Origin of the sequence: Actinoplanes sp. NPDC089786 (assembly GCF_040684855.1) — a bacterium.
In the GTDB taxonomy this organism is placed as follows: domain Bacteria; phylum Actinomycetota; class Actinomycetes; order Mycobacteriales; family Micromonosporaceae; genus Actinoplanes.
Genome location: NZ_JBFBGU010000019.1, coordinates 1 through 24,812, shown reverse-complemented (window position 1 = coordinate 24,812; position 24,812 = coordinate 1). Strand labels below are relative to the sequence as shown.

At 71.6% G+C, this 24,812-nt stretch carries 19 protein-coding genes and 1 pseudogene; 13 read left to right on the top strand and 7 right to left on the bottom strand.

Features of this window, described 5'->3' with window-relative positions:
- Positions 1–6 precede the first annotated feature (6 nt).
- The 4 genes from AB0O15_RS36150 (at position 7) to AB0O15_RS36135 (ending at position 6,136) form a co-directional block, all read left to right on the top strand.
- Positions 7–2,940 (top strand): P-loop NTPase fold protein, encoded by a 2,934-nt coding sequence (locus AB0O15_RS36150; protein ID WP_364328469.1) that lies wholly within the window; start codon positions 7–9, stop codon positions 2,938–2,940.
- Positions 2,937–3,875, top strand: a complete 939-nt coding sequence (locus AB0O15_RS36145; protein ID WP_364328466.1) for a DJ-1/PfpI family protein — start codon at positions 2,937–2,939, stop codon at positions 3,873–3,875. Before AB0O15_RS36150 ends, AB0O15_RS36145 begins: the two co-directional genes overlap by 4 nt.
- Positions 3,876–3,953: 78 nt before the next feature.
- Complete coding sequence (gene gap, locus AB0O15_RS36140) at positions 3,954–4,955, top strand: type I glyceraldehyde-3-phosphate dehydrogenase (protein ID WP_364328463.1); 1,002 nt, start codon at positions 3,954–3,956, stop codon at positions 4,953–4,955.
- Positions 4,956–5,050: 95 nt separating this feature from the next.
- The gene (locus AB0O15_RS36135) at positions 5,051–6,136 is read left to right on the top strand and encodes an ionic transporter y4hA (protein ID WP_364328460.1); all 1,086 of its coding nucleotides are present in this window, start codon (positions 5,051–5,053) and stop codon (positions 6,134–6,136) included.
- Positions 6,137–6,866: 730 nt separating this feature from the next.
- Here AB0O15_RS36135 and AB0O15_RS36130 read toward each other — a convergent pair.
- Positions 6,867–7,925: a LacI family DNA-binding transcriptional regulator gene (locus AB0O15_RS36130; protein WP_364328457.1), complete on the bottom strand. Its 1,059-nt coding sequence runs from the start codon at positions 7,923–7,925 to the stop codon at positions 6,867–6,869.
- Positions 7,926–8,078: 153 nt separating this feature from the next.
- Here AB0O15_RS36130 and AB0O15_RS36125 point away from each other — a divergent pair, with 153 nt between their 5' ends.
- Complete coding sequence (locus AB0O15_RS36125) at positions 8,079–9,470, top strand: DUF1996 domain-containing protein (RefSeq protein WP_364328454.1); 1,392 nt, start codon at positions 8,079–8,081, stop codon at positions 9,468–9,470.
- 16 nt (positions 9,471–9,486) lie between these two features.
- Here AB0O15_RS36125 and AB0O15_RS36120 read toward each other — a convergent pair whose 3' ends face one another.
- Positions 9,487–10,044, bottom strand: coding sequence for a DUF305 domain-containing protein (locus AB0O15_RS36120; RefSeq protein WP_364328451.1), 558 nt, complete (start codon positions 10,042–10,044; stop codon positions 9,487–9,489).
- A gap of 236 nt (positions 10,045–10,280) precedes the next feature.
- Here AB0O15_RS36120 and AB0O15_RS36115 point away from each other — a divergent pair, with 236 nt between their 5' ends.
- Positions 10,281–12,494, top strand: a complete 2,214-nt coding sequence (locus tag AB0O15_RS36115) for a discoidin domain-containing protein (RefSeq protein ID WP_364328448.1) — start codon at positions 10,281–10,283, stop codon at positions 12,492–12,494.
- Positions 12,495–12,638: 144 nt separating this feature from the next.
- Here the strand turns inward: AB0O15_RS36115 and AB0O15_RS36110 are convergent, their stop codons facing one another.
- The 5 genes and pseudogenes from AB0O15_RS36110 to AB0O15_RS36090 all read right to left on the bottom strand — a co-directional run bounded on the left by AB0O15_RS36110 (position 12,639) and on the right by AB0O15_RS36090 (position 17,992).
- Positions 12,639–13,514 carry a CU044_5270 family protein gene (locus AB0O15_RS36110; protein ID WP_364328445.1) on the bottom strand — a complete coding sequence of 292 codons (876 nt, stop codon included), beginning with the start codon at positions 13,512–13,514 and terminating at the stop codon, positions 12,639–12,641.
- Between the two features lie 5 nt (positions 13,515–13,519).
- Positions 13,520–13,687, bottom strand: a pseudogene (locus AB0O15_RS36105) (sigma factor); the annotation flags it as partial.
- A 34-nt stretch (positions 13,688–13,721) separates the two neighbouring features.
- Positions 13,722–14,159, bottom strand: a complete 438-nt coding sequence (locus tag AB0O15_RS36100) for a GNAT family N-acetyltransferase (protein ID WP_364328442.1) — start codon at positions 14,157–14,159, stop codon at positions 13,722–13,724.
- 51 nt (positions 14,160–14,210) lie between these two features.
- Entirely contained in the window at positions 14,211–14,987 is a 777-nt protein-coding gene (locus AB0O15_RS36095) for a DUF3800 domain-containing protein (protein ID WP_364328439.1), read from the bottom strand.
- A 20-nt stretch (positions 14,988–15,007) separates the two neighbouring features.
- On the bottom strand, positions 15,008–17,992 hold the full coding sequence (locus tag AB0O15_RS36090) for a discoidin domain-containing protein (protein WP_364328437.1): 2,985 nt from the start codon (positions 17,990–17,992) through the stop codon (positions 15,008–15,010).
- A gap of 198 nt (positions 17,993–18,190) precedes the next feature.
- Between AB0O15_RS36090 and AB0O15_RS36085 the strand changes: the two genes are divergently transcribed.
- The 7 genes from AB0O15_RS36085 to AB0O15_RS36055 all read left to right on the top strand — a co-directional run bounded on the left by AB0O15_RS36085 (position 18,191) and on the right by AB0O15_RS36055 (position 24,721).
- A complete protein-coding gene (locus AB0O15_RS36085; RefSeq protein ID WP_364328434.1) occupies positions 18,191–19,783 on the top strand; it encodes a PP2C family protein-serine/threonine phosphatase in 1,593 nt (530 codons plus the stop codon).
- A gap of 29 nt (positions 19,784–19,812) precedes the next feature.
- Entirely contained in the window at positions 19,813–20,190 is a 378-nt protein-coding gene (locus AB0O15_RS36080) for an ATP-binding protein (protein WP_364328431.1), read from the top strand.
- Positions 20,191–20,458: 268 nt separating this feature from the next.
- Positions 20,459–20,818: a YciI family protein gene (locus AB0O15_RS36075; RefSeq protein ID WP_364328428.1), complete on the top strand. Its 360-nt coding sequence runs from the start codon at positions 20,459–20,461 to the stop codon at positions 20,816–20,818.
- A 10-nt stretch (positions 20,819–20,828) separates the two neighbouring features.
- Positions 20,829–22,058 (top strand): sigma-70 family RNA polymerase sigma factor, encoded by a 1,230-nt coding sequence (locus AB0O15_RS36070; protein WP_364328908.1) that lies wholly within the window; start codon positions 20,829–20,831, stop codon positions 22,056–22,058.
- Positions 22,059–22,063: 5 nt separating this feature from the next.
- Positions 22,064–22,744: a response regulator transcription factor gene (locus tag AB0O15_RS36065; RefSeq protein WP_364328425.1), complete on the top strand. Its 681-nt coding sequence runs from the start codon at positions 22,064–22,066 to the stop codon at positions 22,742–22,744.
- Complete coding sequence (locus AB0O15_RS36060) at positions 22,737–24,098, top strand: ATP-binding protein (RefSeq protein ID WP_364328422.1); 1,362 nt, start codon at positions 22,737–22,739, stop codon at positions 24,096–24,098. Before AB0O15_RS36065 ends, AB0O15_RS36060 begins: the two co-directional genes overlap by 8 nt.
- A 35-nt stretch (positions 24,099–24,133) precedes the next feature.
- The gene (locus AB0O15_RS36055; protein ID WP_364328420.1) at positions 24,134–24,721 is read left to right on the top strand and encodes a hypothetical protein; all 588 of its coding nucleotides are present in this window, start codon (positions 24,134–24,136) and stop codon (positions 24,719–24,721) included.
- The last annotated feature ends 91 nt before the right edge of the window (positions 24,722–24,812 follow it).

The window sequence follows — 24,812 nt, the reverse complement described above, 5'->3', positions numbered from 1 at the left end:
GCGGGCGTGGGGAGCACCTGGTGGGTGGACGATCCGATCTCGACGGAGAGCGCCGAGAGCCTCGGCCGGCTGCCGTTCGTGCGGCGCGCGGTCGCCATGCTCGACGAGATCGGCGCCCATCCGAGCAGCACCGTCGTCGCGCTCGTCGGTCCGTGGGGGAGCGGCAAGACCAGCACCGTCAACCTGGTCCTGGCCGCCCTCGACGAGGACCGCTGGGGTGTCTCCCGGCTCAACCCGTGGGCGCTGGGCTCGGCCGAGGCGATCGTCGCCGAGCTGCTGGGCGCGATCGGCTCGGCGCTGCCCGGCAAGGCCGTCCGGGCCCGGGAGCGGCTGGCCACCTACGCCGAGGTCGCCGCGCCCTGGCTGGCGCTGATCCCGATGGCCGGCGACGCGGCCAGCAGCGCCGGCGACCTGCTGGCCCGGCGGCTCCGCGGCGACGGCACCCTGCAGGGCCGGTTCGAGCAGCTCAGTGACGAGTTGCGCAAGCTCGCCCGCTCGGTGCTGGTCTTCGTGGACGACGTCGACCGCCTGCAACCCGACGAGCTGCTGGCCCTGTTCCGCGCCGTGCGGGTGCTCGGCCGTCTGCCCCACGTCCACTACTTCGTCGCGTACGACCAGCGCACGCTGCTCGACCTGCTGATGGCCACCCCGCTCGCGGCCGGCCGGGAGCCCCGGGCCCTGGCCTTCCTGGAGAAGATGGTCACGCTGCGGGTGGACCAGCCGCTGATCCGGGCCGAGCAGTCGGCGCTGCTGTTCAACCGCCGCCTGACCGAGCTGCTGACCGATCTGCGGGCGAGCCTGGGCGACGAGGAACGCCGCCGCATCTCCGACGAGTGGGAGCTGCTGCTGGCCGCCGACCTGGGCGAGCCGCGGAGCATCAACCGCTTCATCGCCCAGCTCCGCGTGCATCTGCCGCTGGCCGGGCGGGACGAGGTCGACCTGGCCGACTTCGTGGTGATCACCCATCTGCGGTCGGCGTACCCGGAGCTCTACCGCGACCTGCTCGCCGACCGCTCGATGCTGGCCGCCCCGGCCGGCCACGCCGACCAGAGCCGGTTGGACGCCTGGCGTACGCCCGGGACCGACCGGGTGCGGCAGGCGGTCACCCGGATGTTTCCTTCGCTGCGTACGGACGGACCGGCCGAGCCACGCCGGCGCGGCATCGGGCATCCGGACTATGTGGACCGCTATTTCACCTTCATGCCGTCGGCATCCGACGTGACCGACGCGGACCTGTTCCGGGCCCTGCGCGACTGGGCCCGCGGCCTTCCCGGCACGCCGGATCCGAGCCTGGTCGCCGCCCTCGAACCCGACCCGGCCAACCGCTACGAGTGCGCCCGGAGCGCCAGCGTCATCCGCCGGCTGGACACCCTGCACGAACAGCTCACCCCGATCGAGTCGGCGGCGATGGTGCACGCCCTGGTCGGCTTCCTGCCCCTGCCGCCGGGCCAGGGCCTGATCCTTGGCGGCCCGGACGCGGCCCTGGTCCAGTGGCTGTCGCATCTGCTCGCCCGGGCCGGACCGCTCGAGGTGCAGCCGCTGGTCGACCTGGTCGCGGCCCGTGGCGTCGCCGCCATGGTCGCCTTCCTGCGCGCGGTTCCGCGGGGTGGTGAGCTGGCCAACCTGGGCGGAGCGGCCGGCTGGCGGATGTTCCGGGAGCATGCTCAGCTCGGCAACGACGCGCCCGAGGCGCCGGTCGAGTCGCTGTTCGCCCTGGTCGAGGATCTGCTCGGCGCCGCGGAGACGAATCGGCTGCTCCGGCGCGCGGTCGACGACGAGATCTGGACCCTCGACGTGGCCGCCCGGCTGATCGAGGTCGGGGTGGACGGGGTGTCGGGCCGCCCGATGATCCTGGGCCTGGCCGCCGACACCCTGGTCAACCGCCTCGGTATCCGGCGCGTGCGGATGGCGGTCGACGAGGGCGTGGAGGCCGACGAGGTCGTCGGGGGCAGCGAGCGGCTGGACCGGTTCGACCTGTCCTGGGCCGGCCGCCGCCGGTACGCCGCGACGATGTTGCTGTCGGATGGTCACGCGCTGCCCGCGGCGGAGCGGTTCCGGCTGCCCGACGAGATGATCACGACGTTCCAGAATTATTCCGTCCTCGCCCTGGACGCTCCGGAATCGCCGGAGCTGACCGTCGCGGTCACCGTCCTCGCGCCCGAGCTGGCGGCGATCCCGCGGGCCGGTGGACCGTCATCCGGACCCGTGGGTGAGCTCCGGGAGGAGATCCTGCTGGCCGAGCTGGCGGCCAGCCGGATCAGTCATTGGCTGACCGCGGTGGCGGAACGGCACTGGCCGGTGGCCGCGGAGCCGTGGCGGATCAGCGATCCGGGTGACGGCCGTACGCGCACCAGGGCCGCGGCCTTCCTGAGGTCGAACGCGGCGGATCCGGCGGACGCGACGGTGTGGCGGGTGTCGACGCCGGTCCGGGCCGGCGTCCAGGTCTGGACCGGGACCACCGATCTGTCGCCCTTCATCGTCGCGGACTATCAGATCGGGCTGTGGTTCTCCGAACTGGACGCCGGGCGGCGGTCGGCCGGACGCCGGCACAACGAGAAGCCGTTGCCGGCCGCGCTGCTCCCGGACGAGCTCATCACCCTGATCAGCGACACCCTGGCCGGCGCGCAGGAGACCACCCCACGCCTCTTCGACGGCCTGGCCGCCGGTGCGGCCGGAAGCGCGATGGCGATCCAGGTCGCGATCACCGCGCCGCCCGGCATCGACGCGGTCGTCAACCTCGAAGCATGGGACCGCGCGGGCGGTGACCGGCAGGGAATCCAGCAGATCGGGCACAGTTTCATCCATGATCCGGCGCGGACCGGCCCGGGTTCGGAGCCGTTGGCCCTCGCGGTGGCGATGGTCGGCGAGATGCTGCTCCGGTCGGGCTACCGGGGGTATGAAGAGAGCCTGCTGGAGATCCTGGAGCGGGAGATCACATGAACCATCGCGTGGCGGTGCTGGTGCTGGACGGGGCCAAGCCGCTGGACGTCGGGATACCGGCCCAGGTGTTCGCCAACCGGCCGACCATGCCGTACGAGGTGCGGGTGTGCGGCGCCGCGCCCGGCCCGGTGACCGGCGGCGACGGGCTCTCGTACCTGGTCGCGGAGGGTCTGGAGGCGGTCGAGCGGGCCGGCACGGTGTTCGTGCCGGGCTTCCGCCGGCCGGCCACCACCGAGCCGCCGGCCGCCGTCGTCGAGGCGCTGCGCGCCGCCCAGGCCCGCGGCGCCCGCCTCGCGGCCATCTCGACCGGCGCCTTCGCGCTGGCGGCGACCGGCCTGCTGGACGGCAAGCGGGCGACCACCCATTGGCACTACACCCGGGCGCTGGCCGAGAAACATCCGCTCGTCCGGGTCGACGAGAACGTGCTCTTCGTCGACGAGGGCGACGTGCTGACCTCGGCCGGCGCCGCGTCCGGCATCGACCTGTGCCTCCACCTGGTGCGCCGCGACCACGGCGTCGGCCTATCCAACATCGTGGCGCGGCGGCTGGTCGCGGCCCCGTACCGCAGCGGTGGCCAGGCCCAGTACGTGCCGCGCAGCGTCCCCGAGCCGCTCGGCGACGTGTTCGCCGAGACCCGGGAGTGGGCGCTGGCCCGGCTCGGCGAGCCGCTCACGCTGGAGGCGCTGGCCCGCAACGCCCAGGTGTCGGCGCGCACCTTCTCCCGCCGGTTCGTCGAGGACACCGGTTACACGCCGATGCAGTGGGTGCTGCGCGCGCGGGTCGATCTGGCCCGGGAGCTGCTCGAGGTCAGCGACCTCGGGGTGGAGCAGATCGCGGCCCGGGTCGGTCTGGGCACCGCGGCCAACCTGCGCCTGCACTTCCAGCGGATCCTGGGCACCTCGCCGACCGAGTACCGGCATACTTTTGCGAGTTGATCATCGTGGCGAGATCCTTGCGCATACTGTCGTTCGAGCCACTTACGCCCCCCACTCAAATAAAAGACGCTGAACGGCATGACTCGCATCGCCATCAACGGATTCGGCCGCATCGGACGCAACACCCTCCGCGCCCTGCTCCAGCGTGACAGCAAGCTGGAGGTGGCCGGCATCAACGACCTCAGCCCGCCCGGCACCCTGGCCCACCTGCTCAAGTACGACAGCGCGCAGGGCCGCCTGCACCGCCCGGTCGAGGTCGACGGGGCCGACCTGATCGTCGACGGCCACCGCATCCGGGTCACCGCCGAACGCGACCCGGCCAAACTGCCCTGGGCCGGCCTCGGCGTCGACGTGGTGCTGGAATCCACCGGCCGGTTCACCAAGGCCGACGCGGCCCGCGCCCACCTCGACGCCGGCGCGCGCCGCGTGCTGGTCAGCGCGCCCTCCGACGGCGCCGACGTCACGCTGGCCTACGGGGTCAACACCGGCGCCTACGACCCCGACCGGCACCTGATCGTCTCCAACGCGTCCTGCACGACCAACGCCCTGGCCCCGCTGGCCTCGGTGCTGGACGACGTGGCGGTCATCGAGCACGGCTTCATGACGACCGTCCACGCGTACACCCAGGAGCAGAACCTCCAGGACGGCCCGCACCGCGACCTGCGGCGCGCCCGCGCCGCCGCGGTGAACATCGCGCCCACCACCACCGGCGCGGCCAAGGCGATCGGCAAGGTGCTGCCCCGCCTGGACGGCAAGCTCTCCGGCGACTCGATCCGCGTTCCCGTGCCGGTGGGCTCGCTGGTCGAACTGAACACCACGGTCGCCCGCGCGGTCACCCGCGACGAGGTGCTCACCGCCTACCACGTCGCCGCCAAGGGCACCCTCGACGGCATCCTCGAATACTCCGACGAGCCCCTGGTCTCCAGCGACATCACCGGCAACCCGGCCTCGGCCGTCTTCGACGCCGCCCTGACCCGGGTCGAAGGCCGCCACATCAAGGTCGTCGCCTGGTACGACAACGAGTGGGGCTTCGCCAACCGGGTCATCGACACCCTGGAACTGATGGCCGGCGTCCGGTAGCCCCGCCAAACGTCAGGTCGCCGACCGGGCCGAGGCGATCGTCCGCGCCCGCGAAGCCGGTCCGGGCCGCTGAGGAAATCTGGCAATCTTGTCGGATGATTGCCAAAATCCAGTGGACCGTTTCGGTCCCGATCCTGGCCATCGCCGCCCTGATCCTGACGTGGGGCCGCGACCTGCCACCGCCGATCGTGATCATCGTCGGGCTGTTCCTGGCCGGTTCGGTGCTGGCCGCCGTGCATCACGCCGAGGTGGTCGCCCACAAGGTCGGTGAGCCGTACGGCTCCCTGGTTCTCGCCGTGGCCGTGACCATCATCGAGGTCGCCCTGATCGTCACCCTGATGATCAGTGGCGGCGAGAAGACCCAGTCGCTGGCCCGCGACACCGTCTTCGCCGCCGTGATGATCACCTGCAACGGCATCCTCGGCCTGTCCCTGCTGGTCGGCGCCATCCGCCGCCGCATCGCCGTCTTCAACCCCGAGGGCACCGGCGGCGCCCTGGCCGCCGTGGCCACCATCGCCACCCTCAGCCTGGTCCTGCCCAGCTTCACCACCAGCCGCAACGGCCCCGAGTTCTCGCCCGCCCAGCTCGCCTTCGCCGCCGTCGCCTCACTGGGCCTGTACCTGCTCTTCGTCCTGGTCCAGACCCGCCGCCACCGCGACTACTTCCTCCCCATCACCACCGCCGGCCAAGTGATCAACGAGGAGGAACACCTCGAGCCGCCCTCCGCCCGCTCGGCCGGCATCAGCCTCGGCGTCCTGCTGCTGGCCCTGATCGCCGTGGTCGGCCTGGCCAAGGGCGTCTCCCCGTCGATCGAGGCCGGCGTGGCCGACGCCGGCCTGCCCCAATCCGTGGTCGGCGTCGTGATCGCCCTGCTCGTCCTGCTCCCGGAAACCATCGCCGCCGTCCGAGCCGCCGCCCGCGACCGCATGCAGACCAGCCTCAACCTGGCCCTCGGCTCAGCCATGGCCAGCATCGGCCTCACCATCCCGGCGATCGCCATCGCGATGATCTGGCTGAGCGGCCCCCTCCTGCTGGGCCTGGGCGGCACCCAGATCGTCCTCCTGGCCCTCACCATGGTCGTCGGAACCCTGACCGTCGTCCCCGGCCGAGCCAACGTCCTCCAGGGCGGAATCCATCTAGGCCTTTTGGCCGTCTTCCTCTTCCTGGCCGCCAGCCCCTAGCGTCAGGCCGGCCTCGTTTGGCGTCGACCTCTCAAGATCAAGATGCGAGCAAGATCAAGTTCAACGGCCTTGTTTCCCGCGTTCGTCGGGGTGCGGATCGTATGCTCCCGCGGGCTACGGGCTGGGGCCCATCGGAGATGGCCCGAGCCCTTCCGGGTCCGTGCGCGCAAGCCCAACCCCGTCGGGGTCGTCGGGTGGGCGGGCCGGAGCCCTCCGAATCGTGCGTGCAAGTCCACACCCGTCCGGGCTTCGGGCGGGTCGACGGAGGCGACTCGAGCCCTTCCAGGTTCGTGCACGCAGGCCCAACCCCGATGGACAGCCTCCCGGGCGAAGGTCCGGCCCATCCGCGCCGGCCGGGCTGCGCTGGTGCCCGCTCACCCTCGCTGCCGCCCCTCACCGGGCTGCCCGGCACCGGTGGTAGGCCCTGACGGTGTCCGGGCGGGCGACGCCGGGCTCGGCCCCACGTAGATGGGTGGGTCCCCGACTCCGCGCGCGCCACCCCCCGGTCTCGCAAATCCCGGCCTCGCGATCCCCGGCCCGCAAGCCTGGCCAGCAAGTCTTCGCCCCGCGATTCCCGGCCCGCAGGCCCTCGGTCCGCAAGTCCTCGGGCCTCGGCCGGCGCGTGAGACCGCGCGCGGCACGGCCTCAGGGCGCGAGCGAGGCAAGTGGGAAGGGTGGGTGGGAGCCGCCACTGGCCCCGTGGTTCGGTGGCGGCTCCCGGCTTGGGGGGTCAGCTGGAGGAACGGATCACCAGGGTTGGCTCGTAGATGACTGAGGACACGCGCATGGTGCGGTCGTCGACTCGGGCCAGGAGGAGGCGGGCGCCCTCGGCGGCCATGTCCTCCAAGGGGTGGCGGACGGTGGTGAGGGCGGGGCTGGCGGCCAGGGCGGCGCTGCTGTCGTCGAAGCCGACCACGCGGACGTCGTCGGGGACGTGGCGGCCGGCGTCGCGCAGGACGGACTGGGCGCCCAGGGCCATCAGGTCGTTGGCGGCGAAGACGCCGTCGACGGCGGGCTGGGCGTCGAGCAGGGAGCGCATCGCGGCCTCGCCGGATTCGCGGGTGAAGTTGCCGTGGGCGATCGGGACCCAGCCGTGCCCGTGGCGGGCCATCGCCCGGCGGAAGCCGGTCACCCGGTCGCTGCTGGCGGGCACGTCGGCCGGGCCGGAGATCATGGCGATCTGGCGGGCGCCCCGGGCGACCAGGTGGTCGGCGGCCAGCGCGGCGCCGGTGTCGTTGGCCAGGTCGACGTAGTCGATCGGCACCGGTTCGGGCGGGCGGCCGATCAGGACCGCGGGGACGCCGGCGTCGGTGAGCATGCGGGGCAGCGGGTCGTGCGCGGGCAGCGACAGCACGACCGCCCCGTCGGCCTGGCCGTGCCGGAGGTCGCCGATCAGCCGGGTGCGCTGGTCGGGCGTACCCACGATCTGGAGGGCGAGTTGCACCCCGGCCGGCCGCAGCACGCTCATCAGCCCACCGACCACCCGGCCGAAGTAGGGGTCGGCGAAGAAACGGCCCATGAACGGGTCGTCGTCGTGGGCCTCCGAATCGGACACGACCAGAGCGATCGTGCCGGTGCGCCGGGTGACCAGCGACCGGGCCAGCCGGTTGGGCACGTAGCCGGTGGCGCCGACCGCGTTCCACACCTGCTCGTTGAGCTGCGGGTCGACGTTGCGGATGCCGTTGATGACCCGTGACGCGGTGGCCCGGGAGACGCCGGCGACGCGGGCCACGTCCTCCAGCGTCGGCAGGCGTTCGCCGACCGGGCTACGTCCCCTCGTGGCGGTCATGGACGCAGTTATAACACAGCCGTTGGAGAGCGCTCTCCGGCCGAGGCTTCGAAAACCGACAAAACCGCCCGTGTATTGACCGCGCGGCAACCTGGGCGTAACACTTCGGAAAGCGCTCTCCAATCGATTTCCCCGAATCCCCCAGGAGAAGTGATGCGAACACGAAGAAGACGCCTGCTGATCACCTGCGCGGCGGTCGCCGTCGGCGGGGCGTTGGTCATCAACGCGCCGATGGCGCAGGCCGCCGACTCGCTGCTGTCACAGGGCCGGCCCACCCTCGCCTCGTCGACCGAGAACGGCGGCGCCCCGGCCGCCGCCGCGGTCGACGGGCGCAACGACACCCGATGGGGCAGTGCCTGGAGCGACCCGCAGTGGCTGCGCGTCGACCTCGGCGCGACCGCCACCATCAGCCGCGTCGACGTGCGCTGGGAGGCCGCGTACGCCAAGGCCTTCCAGATCCAGACCAGCGCCGACGGCAACAACTGGACGACCGTCTACTCGACGACCACCGCGACCGGCGGCAACCAGTCGCTGGCGGTCAGCGGCAGCGGCCGTTACGTCCGGATGTACGGCACCCAGCGCGGCACCGGCTACGGCTACTCGCTCTACGAGTTCCAGGTGTACGGCGCCGGCGGCTCGACCCCGCCCGGCGGCGACGGCTACGTCCCGGCGAACCCGCCGGTCACCGGTGTCGTCCCGTCCACCCAGGTGCCGCCGGCGACCAACCCGCCGACCACACACCACGAGTTCCAGATGAACTGCTCGGTCAGCCGGTCCAACCTGCCGGACGACCCGATCGTGTTCCCGGGCCTGCCGGGCGCCTCGCACTCGCACACGTTCATGGGCAACAACTCCACGAACGCGATGTCGACGCTGGGCAGCCTCCAGGCCGGCGGCACGTCGTGCATCACGCCGGGCGACAAGACCGGCTACTGGATGCCGACCCTGCTCAACGGCACCACCGCGGTGCAGCCGGCAGGCCGGCAGGTCATCTACTACAAGTCCGGCGTGATCGACTACCGCAGCGTGCGGCCGTCCCCGCCCGGGCTGCGGTACGTGGTCGGCAGCCCGAGCGCCACGCAGAGCGAGTTCCAGAACGCGCCCGGGGCGGTCGAGGGCTGGGAGTGTGGCGACAGCTCGTTCAACTGGGACTTCCCGGCCACCTGCCCGGCCGGCTCCCAGCTCAACATCCGCATGCAGGCGCCGTCCTGCTGGAACGGCCTCTACCTGGACACGCCGGACCACAAGAGCCACATGGCGTACCCGACGCTCGGGGTCTGCCCGGCCAGTCACCCGGTCGCGGTGCCGATGATCGAGTTCAAGATGGCGTTCCCGGTCAGCGGCAACATGGCCGACGTGCGGCTGTCGAGCGGGCGTGGCTACACGTTCCACTACGACTTCTACAACGTGTGGGACTCGCCGACGCTGGCCGCCCTGACCACCCACTGCATCAACGGTGGTCTCCAGTGTGACCCGCGCGGCTTCGACCTCTACAAGCCGGATCGCGGCGCGGCGCTGAACGAGAACTACGAACTGCCCCGATAACAGAAATTAGGAGCACTTATTTCACGGCCGGGGGGAGCTTCGGCAAAAGGGATTCGCGATCGCTGATCATTCGCTCCGCGAGTGCTTTGGTACGCGGTTCCACCCCGGCCGTGGTCTCGCTCTTCGCCAGCTTCACGCCCTGATCCAGATGGGCCCGCACCTGCTCGCGGAAGATCTGGTCGAACGCCGCCCCCTCGGCCGCGGCCGCCCGGGTCACCACCTCGGGCGTCACCATCCCCGGCATCGGCATGCCCTTGTGCGGGTTCTCGGCGGGCAGCCCGGCCGCGTCGTGGAGCGCCCGCAGCTCGGTCAGATCGCGCACGTTCACGTCGTTGACCTGCGAGGCGATGCCTTTCACGGCATTGTCCCGGCTCTGCTCGCCGACCAGCTCGAGCAGCGGGGTCAGTTCCTCGTTCATCGCGATGTTGATCTCGATCCAGGCGCGGTCGGTGCCACCGAACGAGGTGGACGGCGCGGCCGGAGGCGGTGGCACGGCCGGCGACGCGGGGGAGTCGCAGGCGCACAGTCCGGCCATCAGCAGAACCAGGGCGGGGGCAAGGGTACGGCGGGGCACAACGGGAGTCTCGGCCTTTTCCGGCGAACGTGTCAATGCGCGAGGCAATTTCCGGAACCGTGGACGTATTGACGTCCTGCAACGTGCGGGAAACAATTGCCTTACCTGGGAGAGCGCTTTCCTAACCCCTCTTCTCCCCGCCGCCGTTCCCACGGCGAGATTGTTCCGTCCCCATGGCGGCCCGGCCCGTTTCCCCGCGGGCCGGGCCGCCACAGATCCCCACGACAGGCAGGATCATGACACCTGATCTCAGGCGGCGTACCCGCCGTACCCGCCGAACTCTCACCGCGGCCGCCGCCGGCCTCGCGACCGTGCTCGGCCTGACCATCGTCAGCGTCACCAGCGCGCAGGCCGCCGCCTGCGGCACCACCAACGTCGCCCTGAACAAGCCGGCCACGGCCAGCTCCAGCGAGGGCGCCGGCTACGCGGCCGGGCTGGCCGTCGACGGCAACACCGGCACCCGCTGGGCCAGCGCGTTCAGCGACCCGCAATGGATCCAGGTCGACCTGGGCAACACCGTCTCGCTCTGCCAGGTCGACCTGAGCTGGGAGGCGGCGTACGGCCGGAGCTTCCAGATCCAGACCAGCACCAACGGCACCGCCTGGACGAACATCTACTCGACGACCACCGGCACCGGCGGCACGCAGAACCTGACCGTCGCGGGTGAAGGCCGCTACCTGCGCGTCTACGGCACCGCCCGGGCCACCGGCTACGGCTACTCGCTGTGGGAGCTGAGGGCGTTCACCGGTGACGGCGGCCCGGCCAACCCGGACCCGGTCGAGCCGACCGACCCGCGCAACCCCAACTTCGGCCCGAACGTCAACGTCTACGACCCGTCGACGCCCACGGCCACCATCCAGAACCGGCTCAACCAGCTGTTCACCGCCCAGGAGCGCAACCAGTTCGGCCCCGAGCGGTACGCGGTCCTGTTCAAGCCCGGCACCTACACGGCCGACGTCAACCTGGGCTTCTTCGAGCAGGTGGCCGGGCTGGGGATGTCCCCCGACGACGTCAACCTCAACGGCCACGTGCGCGTCGAGGCGAACTGGATGAACGGCAACGCGACCCAGAACTTCTGGCGTACCGCGGAGAACCTGTCGGTGACCCTGCCCGCCGGCACCACCGTGGAGCGGTACGCGGTCTCCCAGGCCGCGCCGTACCGCCGCATGCACCTGCGCGGCGCGCAGAACCAGATCCAGCTGTGGAACGGTGGCGACGGCTGGTCGTCCGGCGGCCTGATGGCCGACACCAAGGTGGACGGTGCGGTCGTCTCCGGCTCGCAGCAGCAGTGGTACTCCCGCAACAGCGAGTTCGGCAGCTGGGCCGGCTCGGTCTGGAACATGGTCTTCCAGGGTGTGCAGGGCGCCCCGCCGCCGCACTTCCCGAACCCGTCACACACGGTGGTCAACACGACTCCGGTCGTACGCGAGAAGCCGTTCCTATATTTCGCCAACGGTGAGTACCGGGTCTTCGTGCCCGCGCTGCGGCAGAACAGCACCGGCACGAGCTGGTACAACAAGACCCCCGCGGGCGCCTCGATCTCGCTGGCCGACTTCTTCATCGTCCGGCCCGGCACGACCGCGGCGACCATCAACAACGCGCTGTCCCAGGGCAAGCACCTGCTGGTCACCCCCGGCACCCACCACGTCAACCAGACGATCAACGTGACCCGGGCCAACACGGTCATCCTCGGCCTGGGCCTGGCCACGTTCTTCGCCGACAACGGCGTCACCCCGCTGAAGATCGCCGACGTCGACGGCGTGAAGGTGGCCGGCATCATGTTCGACGCCGGCGCGGTCACGTCCCCGTCGCTCATGGAGGTCGGCGCCCCCGGCTCCAGCACCGACCACAGCGCCAACCCGACCTCGCTGCACGACGTCTTCTTCCGCATCGGCGGCCCCGGCGTCGGCAAGGCCACCAACACGCTCGTCATCAACAGCGACGACGTGATCGGCGACCACATGTGGCTGTGGCGCGCCGACCACGGCGACGGCGTCGGCTGGAACGTCAACACGGCCGATCAGGGCCTGATCGTCAACGGCGACGACGTCACCATGTACGGCCTGTTCGTCGAGCACTTCCAGAAGTACCAGACGGTCTGGAACGGCGAGCGCGGCCGGACCTACTTCTACCAGAACGAGATGCCCTACGAGATGCCCAACCAGGCCGCCTGGATGAACGGCTCCACCAGGGGTTACGCGGCCTACAAGGTCGCCGACCCGGTCAACGACCACCAGGCGTGGGGGCTGGGCAGCTACTGCGTTTTCACCCTCGACCAGTCGGTGGTCGGCGAACGCGCCTTCGAGGCCCCGGTCAAGCCCGGCATCAGATTCACCAACATGGTCACGGTGTCATTGGGCGGCCAAGGAACCATCAACCGCATCATCAACGACAAGGGCGCCCCGGCCGTCCGCGGAGCCGAAACCCAATATCTGACGACAGGTCCATAACCAAGATCAAGATTCGGTCGTGGCGGGGGCAGTGGTTCAGACCGCTGCTCCCGCCGAGGTCGGTCCGGGTGGCCGCACGCTTCGCTTCCGCGGCCACCCTCCCTGCGACGTGCGCCCTCCTTCGTGGCGTGAGTGCGTCTGCGGTTAGCGCGGCACCACACCGACCACGCTCGTGGTTACGGCTGTGTACTCGGCGACCGTGCCGGTCGGCAGGCCCGCCCACATCTCGGTTCCGGGCCTGGTGAGCACCAAGCGTTGGCCGATGAGCCGGCCGGTGTCCGGGTCGATGACGATCTCGTGCCGCAGGCCGTCCTCGGTGATGCCCAGCCCGACGCCGTGGCGGCCGTCGAGGTTCACGGTGTCCGAGGTGAGGTGGAGGCCGGGCACGTTCTCCAGGGCCCGGAAGAGGTTTGCCCGCACCGAGGCCGGCGCGTCGGCGGTGAGCACGCCGGCCGCCATCGGGAGCATGTCCGCGCGCCCGCCGAGGTTGTCGTCCTCGAGTCGCTTGTAGAGCTTGGCCGGATCGGTCGGCAGACCGGCCAGGAAGCGTGGCGTCGGCTCATACCAGTCGCCCGGACGCTGGTCGCAGCTCGGGCGCTCGGTGGTCTCGCCAAGCCGGCCGTTGTCGCTCGGGTAGTCGCCGCAGGGCCCGGCCTCCCGGGTGCGTCCCGGAATGCTCCGGAGCCCCCCGTCACCCTCGCGGCGCACGAGTTCGTCGTCGCCGACCAGCCACTGTGTCTTGCCGGTGACCGTGGTGACCTTGACCCACTCGTGAGAGCGCTCGTGCGGGACCCAGGTCTCGTAGATGGTCTCCTGCAGCTGAGCCAGACTCTTCCCGCCGCGGGTCTGTGCCGCGCCCAGCGCCCACTCGTGCTTCTCGGTGTAGAAGTACTGCCCGGGCGCCGTCGGACCGCCCGTGGTGGCCGCGGCCGCCCGGTCGAGCTGCGCGACCGCCGCGGCGCTGGGCCGCGCCGCCGCACGTGGTTGTTGGCCAGGTTGGTGGCGATCCCGTAGAGCCACGCCCGCGCCGAGCCCCGCCGCGCGTCGAAGCCCCCGCGCAACGCCGCCACGAACGTGTCCCCGACCAGGTCGTCGGCGGCCACACCGACCCGGCGCGCCAGATAGCGGTGCAGTTCGTCGGCGTGCCGTTCGAAGAGCACGCCGACGTCGGCGTCGACCTTGTTGACAGTCATCACCATTGTTCTTGGTCGCGGCCGGGCGGGGCGTTCACGCCGGCGGGGTCACCTGGGTCCGCCACATCCAGCGGCGGGGCGGGACGTCGGAGAAGCCGGCCCGGGCGTACACGTCGTGGGCGTCAGTCGTGGCCAGCACCATGGTGCGGATGTGCTGGTCGTCCAGGTGGGCGCAGACCTGCTGGGTCATCCAGGTGCCGATGCCACGGCCGCGGGCGGCCCGGTCGACGAACACGTCGGCCAGGTACGCGAACGTCAGCCCGTCGGTCACCACGCGGGTGAACGCCACCTGGCCGGTATCGGAGTAGACGCCGTACGGGCGGGACGCGGCGACGATGCCGCGCGTCTGTTCCGCGGTGCGGTCGAGGGCCCACCACGCGTCGGTGGAGAGCCAGCGATGCACGCGGTCCAGGTCGATGGCGTCACGGTCGTCGGTCAGCAGCAGGCCGTCATCACGGCGGACGGAGAACACCCTGACATTCAAGACAACCGGTCGATCACGGTCGGGATCGGCCCCGCGGGTTCAGACGAGGAACGAGTCGGCGGCGACGAACCGGGCGGCGAGAGCGGACATCTCGTCGTCCGGGCGTTCGCTCAGGGCGCGGACCGTGCCGGCCAACATGTCGGCCACCTGGATCTGCGGGCAGTCCTCGATGGCCACGAACCGCAGACCGGTCATCAGCCCGTCGCACTGCTCGCGGATCAGCTCGACCCGGCGCTCGGGCAACATGATCTGGCGGTCGTGCACGACGGTGGCCGGGCCCCAGCGCTTCACGGCCGAGATCAGTGCGGGCATCAGCGGGTCGAGGACCGAGTTGGCCACCCGGTCGGTGGCCAGCCACTCGCGGAACAGCTCGGCCCGCTCGCGACCGGCATCATCCAGGCCGGATACCCGGAAGAACTCGTCGACCACGCCGGGCTGGTCCTTGCCGCGCAGCATGTCGTTGGCGGCGGCCAGCACGTAGGGCGAGTGGTCCAGCGACTCCACCGGAATGTCCAGCAGTGAGGCGGTGCGGGTGGCCACCCAGTGGGCCTTGTCCAGCAGGAAGACGCTGCCGAGGCCGGCCACGGGGCCGTCGGGCGAGAGGAACCAGCGCAGCGTCGGCCGGTGCTTCTCGCGCAGCAGGTGACCGGCCCGGTAGGAGGTCGCCGGGGACTTCACCCGGGAGCGGAGCGAAGCCAGCAGGGCGGCCGCGTCGGCGTGGGACATGAGAACGGAGGCGTGCGCGAACAGCGGCTTCGTGGAGTCGATGAGCTTTTCGCCCTCGTACCCCGACTCGTCGCAATATACGAAGCGCACGCCTCCCTTCTACCGTTCGGCTAGCTGCGATACACACCCATTTCCCAGAGCGAGTAGCCGAAGCCGGTCGCCCGGGTGGTGCCGTTGACCCGGACGTACCGCCCGGAGCCGGTGATGTTCAGCGAGTCGAACCCGCCGTCGCCGCTGGTCGTCGAGTAGACGTTGGTCCAGCTGTTGCCGTCGGCCGAGGTCTGGATCTGGTACGAGCTCGCGTACGCCGCCTCCCACGCCAGCTGCACGTGGTTGAACGACTGCACCGAGCCCAGGTCGACCTGGAGCCACGCGGTGTCCAGCCACTCCGACGCCCACCGGGTCCCGTAGTCGCCATCCACCGCGTACGCCGGCAGCTGCGGCCCGTTCGTGCCGGTCGGCTGGTACGTCGACGCGGTCGCCGGCCGGCCGCGGGACAGGTTGGTGCCGGGCACGGTCGGCGGGACGACCCGGAACGACCGCTGCTCGATGCCGACGTTGCCCTGGCCGTCGAACGCGTACACGTACACCTTCCAGACGCCCAGCTGCTCGGGCGCCCGTACCGTGAAGCTGTTGCCGTTCTGGGTGAACGACAGGTTCTTCAGGCCGGTGCTGCCGGTGATGTGCTTGTCGCCGGCCATCAGGTTGTAGCGGATCAGGTCACCCTGCGGATCGCCGGCGGTGACACCGACGGTGAAGGTGCCGCCGGCCGGGACCGCGGTGGGTGAGCTGACCGACATCGCGGTGATCTCCGGCGGGGTGTTGGGCGCGGCCTGCCCGGTGTACGCCTGCCGGAGCGCGTGGTAGCCGAGCCGCCGCCAGCCGCCGGTGGTGGTGTTCAGCCACACGCCGCCGAAGTCGTTCTCCAGCCCGTAGTGGAACTCGGTCGCGCCCAGCGCCACGCCCGGGTGCCCCTTGATCGCGTTCCAGCTGTCCGTGTAGCCCTGCCGCTTCTGCAGGTCGGTCGGCTCGGTCGGCACCCCGTTGGCGTCGTTGGGCACCTCCCACTCGCCGTCCGGGCCGCCTTCGGTGAGCACGTACGGCTTGGTGTAGCCGCCGGCGATCCAGTCCCGCTTGATCGTGTCGACCGCGCCGTACGAGTTCACCGCGAGCAGGTCGAGCGCGGGGGAGTACTGCTTGTAGTAGGTCCAGGCCTGGGTGTACGCGTCGGTCGAGGTGACCGGGTGGTTCGGGTCGGCGGCGTGGATGGCCACCGCGACCTCGTTGACGAACCGGGCGTACGCCACCCGCCGCGCCTCGACCACGTCGGTCGCGAGCCCGTGGTCCTGCATGGTCAGGATGACCTCGTTGCCGACGTCCCACATCAGCACGCCCTGGCGGTTCTTCAGCGCGTTGACCCGGTTGACGATCTCGGTCTTGGCGGCGTTCTTGTACGCGGTGTCGTTGACGTAGTCGGCGCCCTGGTTGAGCCAGTGCCCGACGATCACCTTGATGCCCTGCTGGGCCGCTCGGTCGAGCAGCGCCGGCGTGTTCGCGTCGTCCACGCCCCAGGTGCGGATCGTGTTGACGCCCATGTTCTTCAGGTCGCGCGTGTAGCCGTCGGCGGCCGCCTGCGGCGGACCGTACGTGATGCCCTTGATCTCGTAGGGCGCGCCGTTGACCTGGAGCTGCCAGGTGCCCTGCGAGCCGGTGACCCGGACCGTGCTCGGCCCGGCCGGCGTCGCCGGGTCGGTCATCGCGGCCGGTGTCGTCCCGGTCGCCCGGCTGACCGTCACCGAGTCGACGCTGAGCACGCCGCCGCTGGTCGTCTCGGCGGTCGGGGTGGTGCGCCCGGCGATCGCGTTCGGCAGCGAGCCGCCGATGGCCAGGTCGAGCCGCAGGTAGAAGCCGTGCTGCACGGCCGCCGCCCACGCGGTCACGCCGACCTGCGACTCGCGGACCACCCAGGTCTGCCGCCCGTCCAGGGAGAACCGGACCTCCTCGTCGGTCTTGGTGCGGTCGATCACCTGGGCGAACTCGTGATAGCCGGTGGCGCAGCCGGTGCACGAGGCCAGCCCGCTGGACCGGCCGTTGTACTCGGCGCAGGGTCCGTCCGGGGCGGTGCCGCAGTGCAACGTCTGGGCCAGCTGACCGCGGCCGTTGACGTCGACCATGATGTCGGTCTCGCCGACGCCCGGCCAGTTGTTGAAGTTGCCGCGGTACGCCGCGCCGGTCGCCCGGAACCCCGGCCAGTAGCCGAGCCCGTTGCCGACGTTCGGCTGCTTGAGCACCGCCGCGAACTTGATCATCTCGCCGCGCTGCGGGGTGAAGTCGGTGCGCTGGGTCTCGAGGCGGCCGGACGTCCACCGGCCGGCGCCGTCCCGCAGCGCGGTGATGTTCAGCTTGCCCCCGCCGTCGAGCGACACGTTGGCGGTGGCGTTGCTGGCCGTCTCGACCGAGCCGGTGCCCCAGTTCGCGGCGCCGCCCGGGTACTGCGTGCCGGTGCGCATCAGCCAGTTCGCCGCGGCCGGGCTGGTGCCGGCCGGCCCGTCGAAGGTGTCCTGCCAGACGTTGGTCCAGCCGGGCTCCGGGTCGGGCGTCGGCGTGGTGCCGCCGGTCGAGCCGTAGACCTCGAACTCCCACAGCGAGTAGCCGTAGCCGGTGCCGCGGGCGGTGCCGTTCATGCGCACGTAGCGGCCGCTGCCGGTGACGTTGAGGGTGTCGGTGCCGCCGGTGCGGCCGGTCTGGGTGGAGATGGTGGTCCAGGCGGTGCCGTTGGCCGAGGTCTGGATCTGGTACGCGCTGCCGTACGCGGTCTCCCAGCGCAGCACGACCTGGGTGATCGTCGCGGTGGCGCCGAGGTCGACCTGGAGCCACTGGGGATCGCTGAACTGGCTCGACCATCGGGTCGCGGTGTTGCCGTCGACGGCGTTGGCCGCGACGACGTCGTTGCCCTCGGCCGACGAGGCGGTGGCGGGCTTGCCCTGGGAGATGAGGGGATCGGCGGCCCGGGCGGCCGTGGGGACGGCCAGCCAGGCGGCGAGAACGGTGAGGACGATGCTTCGCTCGAGGAATTTCCGGCGGCGGGGATGCATGGGGACTCCTTCTCAGCGCTCGGGGAAAGCGCTCTCCATGGTGGCCGCAGTGTTACGCGTGAGTTTCGCCCCTGTCAATGCCTGGCCGGGTGTATGCGGGTAAAACGGGCGCTCATCTCGCTTCTTGGAAAGCGCTCTCCAAGTGTCGGGAGTGGCCCGTCGGAGGCCACGTCCCCGGCCGGGGGTTAGATTCAGCGGGTGGGTGACCTGTTCGGTGCGGCCGGTGCGCTGCGTGAGCTCTACGCCGGCACCGATTGGGCGGCCACCTCGCTGGGTCCGGTCGAGTCGTGGAGCCCCACGCTGACCACCACCCTGCGGACGACGTTCCACACCCGGTTCCCGGTGGCGCTGTTCTGGGGGCCGGAGTTCGCGCTGCTCTACAACGAGGCGTACGCGCCGATGATCGCGGACAAGCACCCGGCCGCCCTCGGCACCCCGGCGCGCGGCGTCTTCCCGGAGATCTGGGAGACCATCGGGCCGATGCTGGAGGCGGCGGCCAAGGGCGGCGACGGCACCTGGGTCGAGAACCTGCGGCTGCTCATGAACCGGCAGGGCTTCCTCGAGGAGACCTACTTCACCTTCTCCTACTCGGCCGTGACCAGCCCGGCCGGGCAGGTCGAAGGGGTCATGGACATCGCCGCCGAGACCACCGCCCAGGTGATCGGCACACGCCGGCTGCACCTGCTGCGCCGGCTCGGCGACGCCCTGGCCGGGGCCGAGCGCCGGGCCGACCTGATCGACCGAGCCCTGCCGGTGCTCCGCTCGGCCGAGAGTGATCTCGCCTCGGTCGTGCTGATGGTCCCGGCCTCCGACGAGCCGGCCACCACCTTCGAACCGCTGACCGCGCCGCCCGACATGCTCACCGTCCTGCCCGACGACACCGGCGCCAGCGTGCACTTCCGGCTGGCCGACCCGGCCGCCGGCGACGACGACAGCGTGCTGATCGCCCGGCTCAGCCCCCACCTGACCATGGACGACGCCTACCTGGGCTTCATCCGGCTGCTCGGCCGGACACTGACCCAGGCGCTGGGCCGGATCCGGGCCCGGCACACCGACCGGCTGCTGGTCTCGATGGAGCGGGCGATGTCCGAGGCGCTCCAGCAGAGCCTGCTCACCCAGCCCGCGCAGCCCGAGCACACCCAGGTCGCCGTGCGCTACCTGTCGTCGATCGCCCAGGCGCACATCGGCGGCGACTGGTACGACGCCTTCCAGCTGCCCGACGGCACGCTCACCGTGGCCGTCGGCGACGTCTCCGGCCACGATCGGTCGGCCGCGGTGGCGATGGCCCAGATCCGCAACGTGCTGCGCGGGATCGCCTTCACCGTGCGTACGCCGCCGTCCCGGATCCTCACCGACCTCGGCGCGGCCATGGCCGGGCTGCCGGTCCACGCGTTCGCCAGCGTCGTGCTCGCGCAGATCGAGGTCGGTGCGGGCGTGCGGACCCTGCGCTGGTCGAACGCCGGCCACCCGCCGCCGGCGCTGCTGGGTCCCGACGGGAGCGTCCGGCTGCTGGAGACGCCGGGGGAAACCCTTCTGGGGGTACGCGCGGGCGTCGCACGCACCGACCACACGATCGCCCTGGAACCGGGCGCGGCGGTCGTCTTCTACACCGACGGGCTCATCGAACGGCGCCGCGCCGACCTGGACGAACGGCTGCGCCACCTGGCCGTCGCGCTGACCGACCGGCAGCACCTGGACGCCGAGCAGCTCTGCGACCACCTGCTCGAATCCTTCTCCGGCGACGCCGAGGACGACATCGCCATCACGGTCGTCAAGGCGGTGTCGGCGTAGCTCCGGCCGGAACGGGTACTGACCCGGGCATGGATCCGCTCCGGTTGACCTTCGAGCACAGTGCCGACTGTGCGTCCCTCCGGAGCGAAGCGCGGCTCGTCCTCGGTCAGTGGCACAGCTCCGACCTGGTCGACGACGCCCTGCTGGTGATCACCGAACTGGTCGAGAACGTCGTGCAGCACACCGGCGACGGCGGCCGGCTGACCATGCGCCGCCACCACGACGCGGTCCGCATCGAGGTGGCCGACAGCAGCCCCGAGCTGCCGCGCGTCTTCGGCCCCGACCCGCGCCGCATCGGCGGCCGCGGGCTGCTCCTGGTCGCCGCGCTGACCCGCGAGTGGGGAACCCACCACCAGGACAACGGCAAGGTCGTCTGGGCCGACATCCCGGTCTCCCGCCACCCGTAGAGCGAGTCTCATGCTCCGCGTCCGGCATGTGCGCCCGGCTTGGAGAGAAAGAACGTTCGGGTTTGATCTGGTTTGATCTGCGGCTTCAGCCGCGGAACCAGGCACGGACCTGGAGCCCGCGGGAGCATGCGGTCTGGACCACGACGGACGTGGGAAAATCCAGATCTTGAACTGGTTCTTGAATTTCGGTCCCGAATTCTTGTCGGCGCGATGTCGAGACCACCCCGCCCGCTCCGACCACGGGTGACGGAACAACGAAGGGACTGCGATGAAGTACATGCTGATGATGTTCGGTGACAGCTCGACGATGATGGAGGATCACGACACCCAGTGGGTGCGCGACATGATCCAGTTCATGGAGAGCTTCAACCAGGAGGTCAACGCCTCCGGTGAGTGGGTCTTCGCCGAAGGGCTCGCCGACCCCACCACGGCCAAGACACTGAGCCTGAGCGGCGGGCAGGTGGTGGTCACCGACGGGCCGTTCGCCGAGGCCAAGGAGTCGCTCGCCGGGTTCTGGATCTGGGACGTCAAGGACGAGGCCCGCGCGATCGAGCTGGCGTCGAAGATCCTGCCGTGGGCGCAGCGGGTCGAGCTGCGTGAGGTCCCGGCGGGGCCGCCCGAGGTCTGAGCGCGTGGAGATCGAAACGACGCTGCGCGAGCTGGCGCCCCAGGTCCTGGGTGCGCTGGCCCGGCGGTACGGGCAGTTCGACGCGGCCGAGGACGCGATGCAGGAGGCGCTGCTCGCCGCGGCCACCCAGTGGCCGGTCGAGGGGATGCCCGGCAACCCGCGGTCGTGGCTGCTCGCGGTGGCCGGGCGCCGGCTGGTCGACGAGTTCCGCAGCGAGTCGGCCCGGCGCAAGCGGGAGGAGAACGAGTTCCTGCTGCAGCCGCCGCCGGCTCCCGGTGACCAGGTCAGCGCCACGGATGACACGCTCACGCTGCTGTTCCTCTGCTGCCACCCGTCGCTGTCGCCGCCCTCGCAGCTGGCGCTGACCCTGCGGGCGGTCGGTGGTCTCAGCACGGCCGAGATCGCCAAGGCGTTCCTGGTGCCCGAGGCGACGATGGCCCAGCGGATCAGCCGGGCCAAGGCCACGATCAGGAAGAGCGGGCTGGGGTTCGAGATGCCGCCGGCCGGCGAGCGCGCCGAGCGGCTGCGGGTCGTGCGGCAGACGCTCTACCTGGTGTTCAACGAGGGCTACACGACCAGCGGCGGGCCCGACCTCAAGCGGGACGACCTGACCGTGGAGGCGATCCGGATCACCCGGATGTTGCGCTCGCTGACCCCGGACGACGTGGAGACCGGCGGGCTGCTCGCGTTGATGCTGCTCACCGACGCGCGGCGGGACGCGCGAACCGACGCCCAGGGCGCGCTGGTGCCGCTGCACGAGCAGAACCGTTCGGTGTGGGACGCGGCGCAGATCGCCGAGGGGGTGGCGCTGGTCTCGGCCTGCCTGGGCAAAGGGCCGGTGGGGCCCTATCAGCTCCAGGCCGCGATCGCCGCCCTGCACGACGAGGCGGCGACCGCGGACGACACCGACTGGCCCCAGATCCTCGCCCTCTACGAAGTGATCGAGCGGCTCGCCCCGGGACCGATCGTCACGCTGAACAAGGCGGTCGCGATGGGCTGGGCGCGCGGGCCGCTGGCCGGGCTGGCGGTCCTCGGCTCGGTCGACGGCGACGAGCGGCTGTCGGGCAACCACCGGGTCGACGCGGTGCGGGCCCACCTGCTGGAACGGGCCGGCGACCGGGCCGGCGCCCACGACGCCTACGTGCGGGCCGCCGCGCTCACCACCAGCGTCCCCGAGCAGCGGTACCTCACGCTGCGCGCATCTCTTACAACGCCCGAACACGGAGAACCGGCAAGATAGGTGCCGTGACGGAAAAGGGGCTCGTGCTGGTCGTCGAGGACGAGCGGCCGATCGCCGACCTGGTCCGGCTCTACCTGGCCCGGGAGGGCTTCGGCGTGCACGTCGAGCACGACGGCACGGCCGGGCTGGCCGCCGCCCGCCGGGTGCGCCCGGTCGCGGCCATCCTCGACATCGCGCTGCCCGGGCTGGAGGGCACCGAGATCTGCCGGCGGATGCGGGCCGACGGCGACTGGACGCCGGTCATCTTCCTCACCGCCCGCGACGACGAGGTCGATCGGATCCTCGGGCTCGAGCTGGGCGCCGACGACTACGTGACCAAGCCGTTCAGCCCGCGCGAGCTGGTCGCCCGGGTCAAGGCGCTGCTGCGGCGCGCGGCCGGTCCGGACCAGGGCGAGCGGGTACGCACGCTCGGCCCGCTCACCCTCGACCCCGGCCGGCGTCTCGTCACCGTCGAAGGCGCGCCGCTGTCCCTCACCCCGACCGAGTTCGACCTGCTCGGGCACCTGCTCGGGCGGCCCGGCCGGGTGTTCACCCGGGAGGAGCTACTGGCCTCGGTGTGGGGCTACGCGTCGCACGCCGGCACCCGGACCGTGGACGTGCACGTCGCCCAGGTGCGGGCCAAGCTGGGCGGGGCGGCCGGGCTGATCCGCACCGTACGCGGGGTCGGCTACACCGCCGATGTTTAACGTCTTCCGCACGCTCACCGCCCGGGTCGTGCTGGTCACGGCCGCGACCGCGGTGATCGCCGTGATCATCACCGCGCTGGTCGCCGTGCCCCTGGCCGTCAACGCGGTGAACCGGCAGGCCCGCGCCGAGCTGAACGAGCGGGCCGGCCTGGCCGTCGAGCTGCTCCCGGTCCGCCCGGCCGCCCGCGAGCGCATCGTGCGCGACCTGCGCCGCGACGGCATCTCGGTCTACCTGATCCGGCGCGGCGTCGTCGACACGCCCGGCCTGCCCCAACGGATCGTCCAGCTCGTGTCCGAGGGCGACGAGGTCGACACCCGCGGCCGGGTCGGCGGCCGGGCCGTGTTCATCGTCGGCCGCCCGATCACCGGCCAGAGCAGCGGCGTCATCCTCACCAAGCCGGTCGCCTCGGGCGTCGCCGGCGGCCTGCTCGGCGCGGTGTGGTTCCCGCTCGCCGCCGGCCTGCTCGGTGGCCTGCTGGCGGGCGCGCTGCTGGCCCGGCTGACCGTCCGCCCGATCCGCCGCGCCGCCGTCGCCGCCGGTCACCTCTCGGCCGGCGACCGCTCGGTCCGCCTGGTCACCGAGGGCCCGGCCGAGGCCGCCGAGCTGGCCACGGCGTTCAACCGGCTGGCCAGCGCGCTCCAGATCAGCGAGGGCCGCGAGCGCGACTTCCTGCTCAGCGTCTCGCACGAGCTTCGAACACCCCTTTCCACCATCCGCGGGTACGCCGAAGCGCTCGCCGACGGTGTCGTCGGCGCGGACGGCGCCCCCAAGGCCGGCGCGACCATGCTCGCCGAGGCCGACCGCCTGGACCGCCTGATCTCCGACCTGCTCGTGCTGTCCCGCCTGGAGGCGGCCGACCTCCCGCTGGACATCGTCGAGGTGGACCTGACCGACCTGATCCGTACGGCCGGCGAGGCGTGGGCGCCGCGCTGCCTCCCCGACGGCCCCGCCCTGCGCACCGAACTGCCCGCCCACCCCGTGCTGGTGAGCACCGACCCGGGCCGCATACGCCAGGTGGTCGACGGCCTGTGCGAGAACGCGCTGCGCGCCGTGCCCCAGGGCGCCCCGCTGATCCTGGCCGTGCGGGCCACTCCGGCCGGCGGCGTCATCGAGGTGCGCGACGGCGGTCCCGGCTTCACCGACGAGGACCTCGCGGTGGCCTTCCAGCGCGGCGCCCTGCACCAGCGCTACCGGGGGATCCGCAAGGTCGGCAGCGGCCTCGGGCTGGCCCTGGCCTCGCGGCTGGTCGGACGCCTGGGCGGCACGATCACCGCGGGTCACGCCCCCGAGGGCGGCGCCCAGTTCACCGTGACCCTCCCGCAGCTCCCTTACGGAACCCGAACATTGCCCTGACCCGGCCTTCGCCGTCCCGGCGGAGAGTTGTCGGCATGACTCGCACCCGCTTTGCTCTGAGCACACCCACGCATCACCGCCGCCGCGCGGCGCTGACCGCGACCGCGCTCGGGCTCGCCGCCGTGCTCGGCCTGTCTGCCTGTGCCGCCGGGCCGGCCCCGAACGCCGCCCCCGCCGCGGTCGCGGACTCCCTCGACGCCTCACTGGGTGACGAGGTCGCCGCCCTCGAGGCCGTCGGCTACCAGACCGAGCTCGCGCCCGACCCGTCGCCGTCCTCGTCGGCGGCGGCGCCGGACCGCAAGGCGAAGCGCCAGGAGCGCCGGGTCGCCGCCCGCAAGTTCCTGCGCAAGAACACCCTGCACGGCGAGATGACGGTGCAGGGCAAGGACGGCGTGAAGACCGTCGTGGTGCAGCGCGGCACGGTCACCGCCACCGACGGCAAGACCCTGACCGTCAAGTCGACCGACGGCTTCACGCTGACCTGGACCGTGGCCTCCGACCTGCGGGTCGTCCAGGACCGCAAGAAGGCCGACGCGAGCGCGATCAAGAACGGCGGCACGGTCGGCGTGGCCGGCGCCAAGGACGGTTCGGCCACCACGGCGCGGCTGGTGGCCATCGGCTAACTCGAAAATCGACCGTGACCAGATACGCGGCAGCATCCCGCGGCGCGAAGCGGCGTGGGATGGGTCTTGGTTGAAGCGGTGACTTATGCGG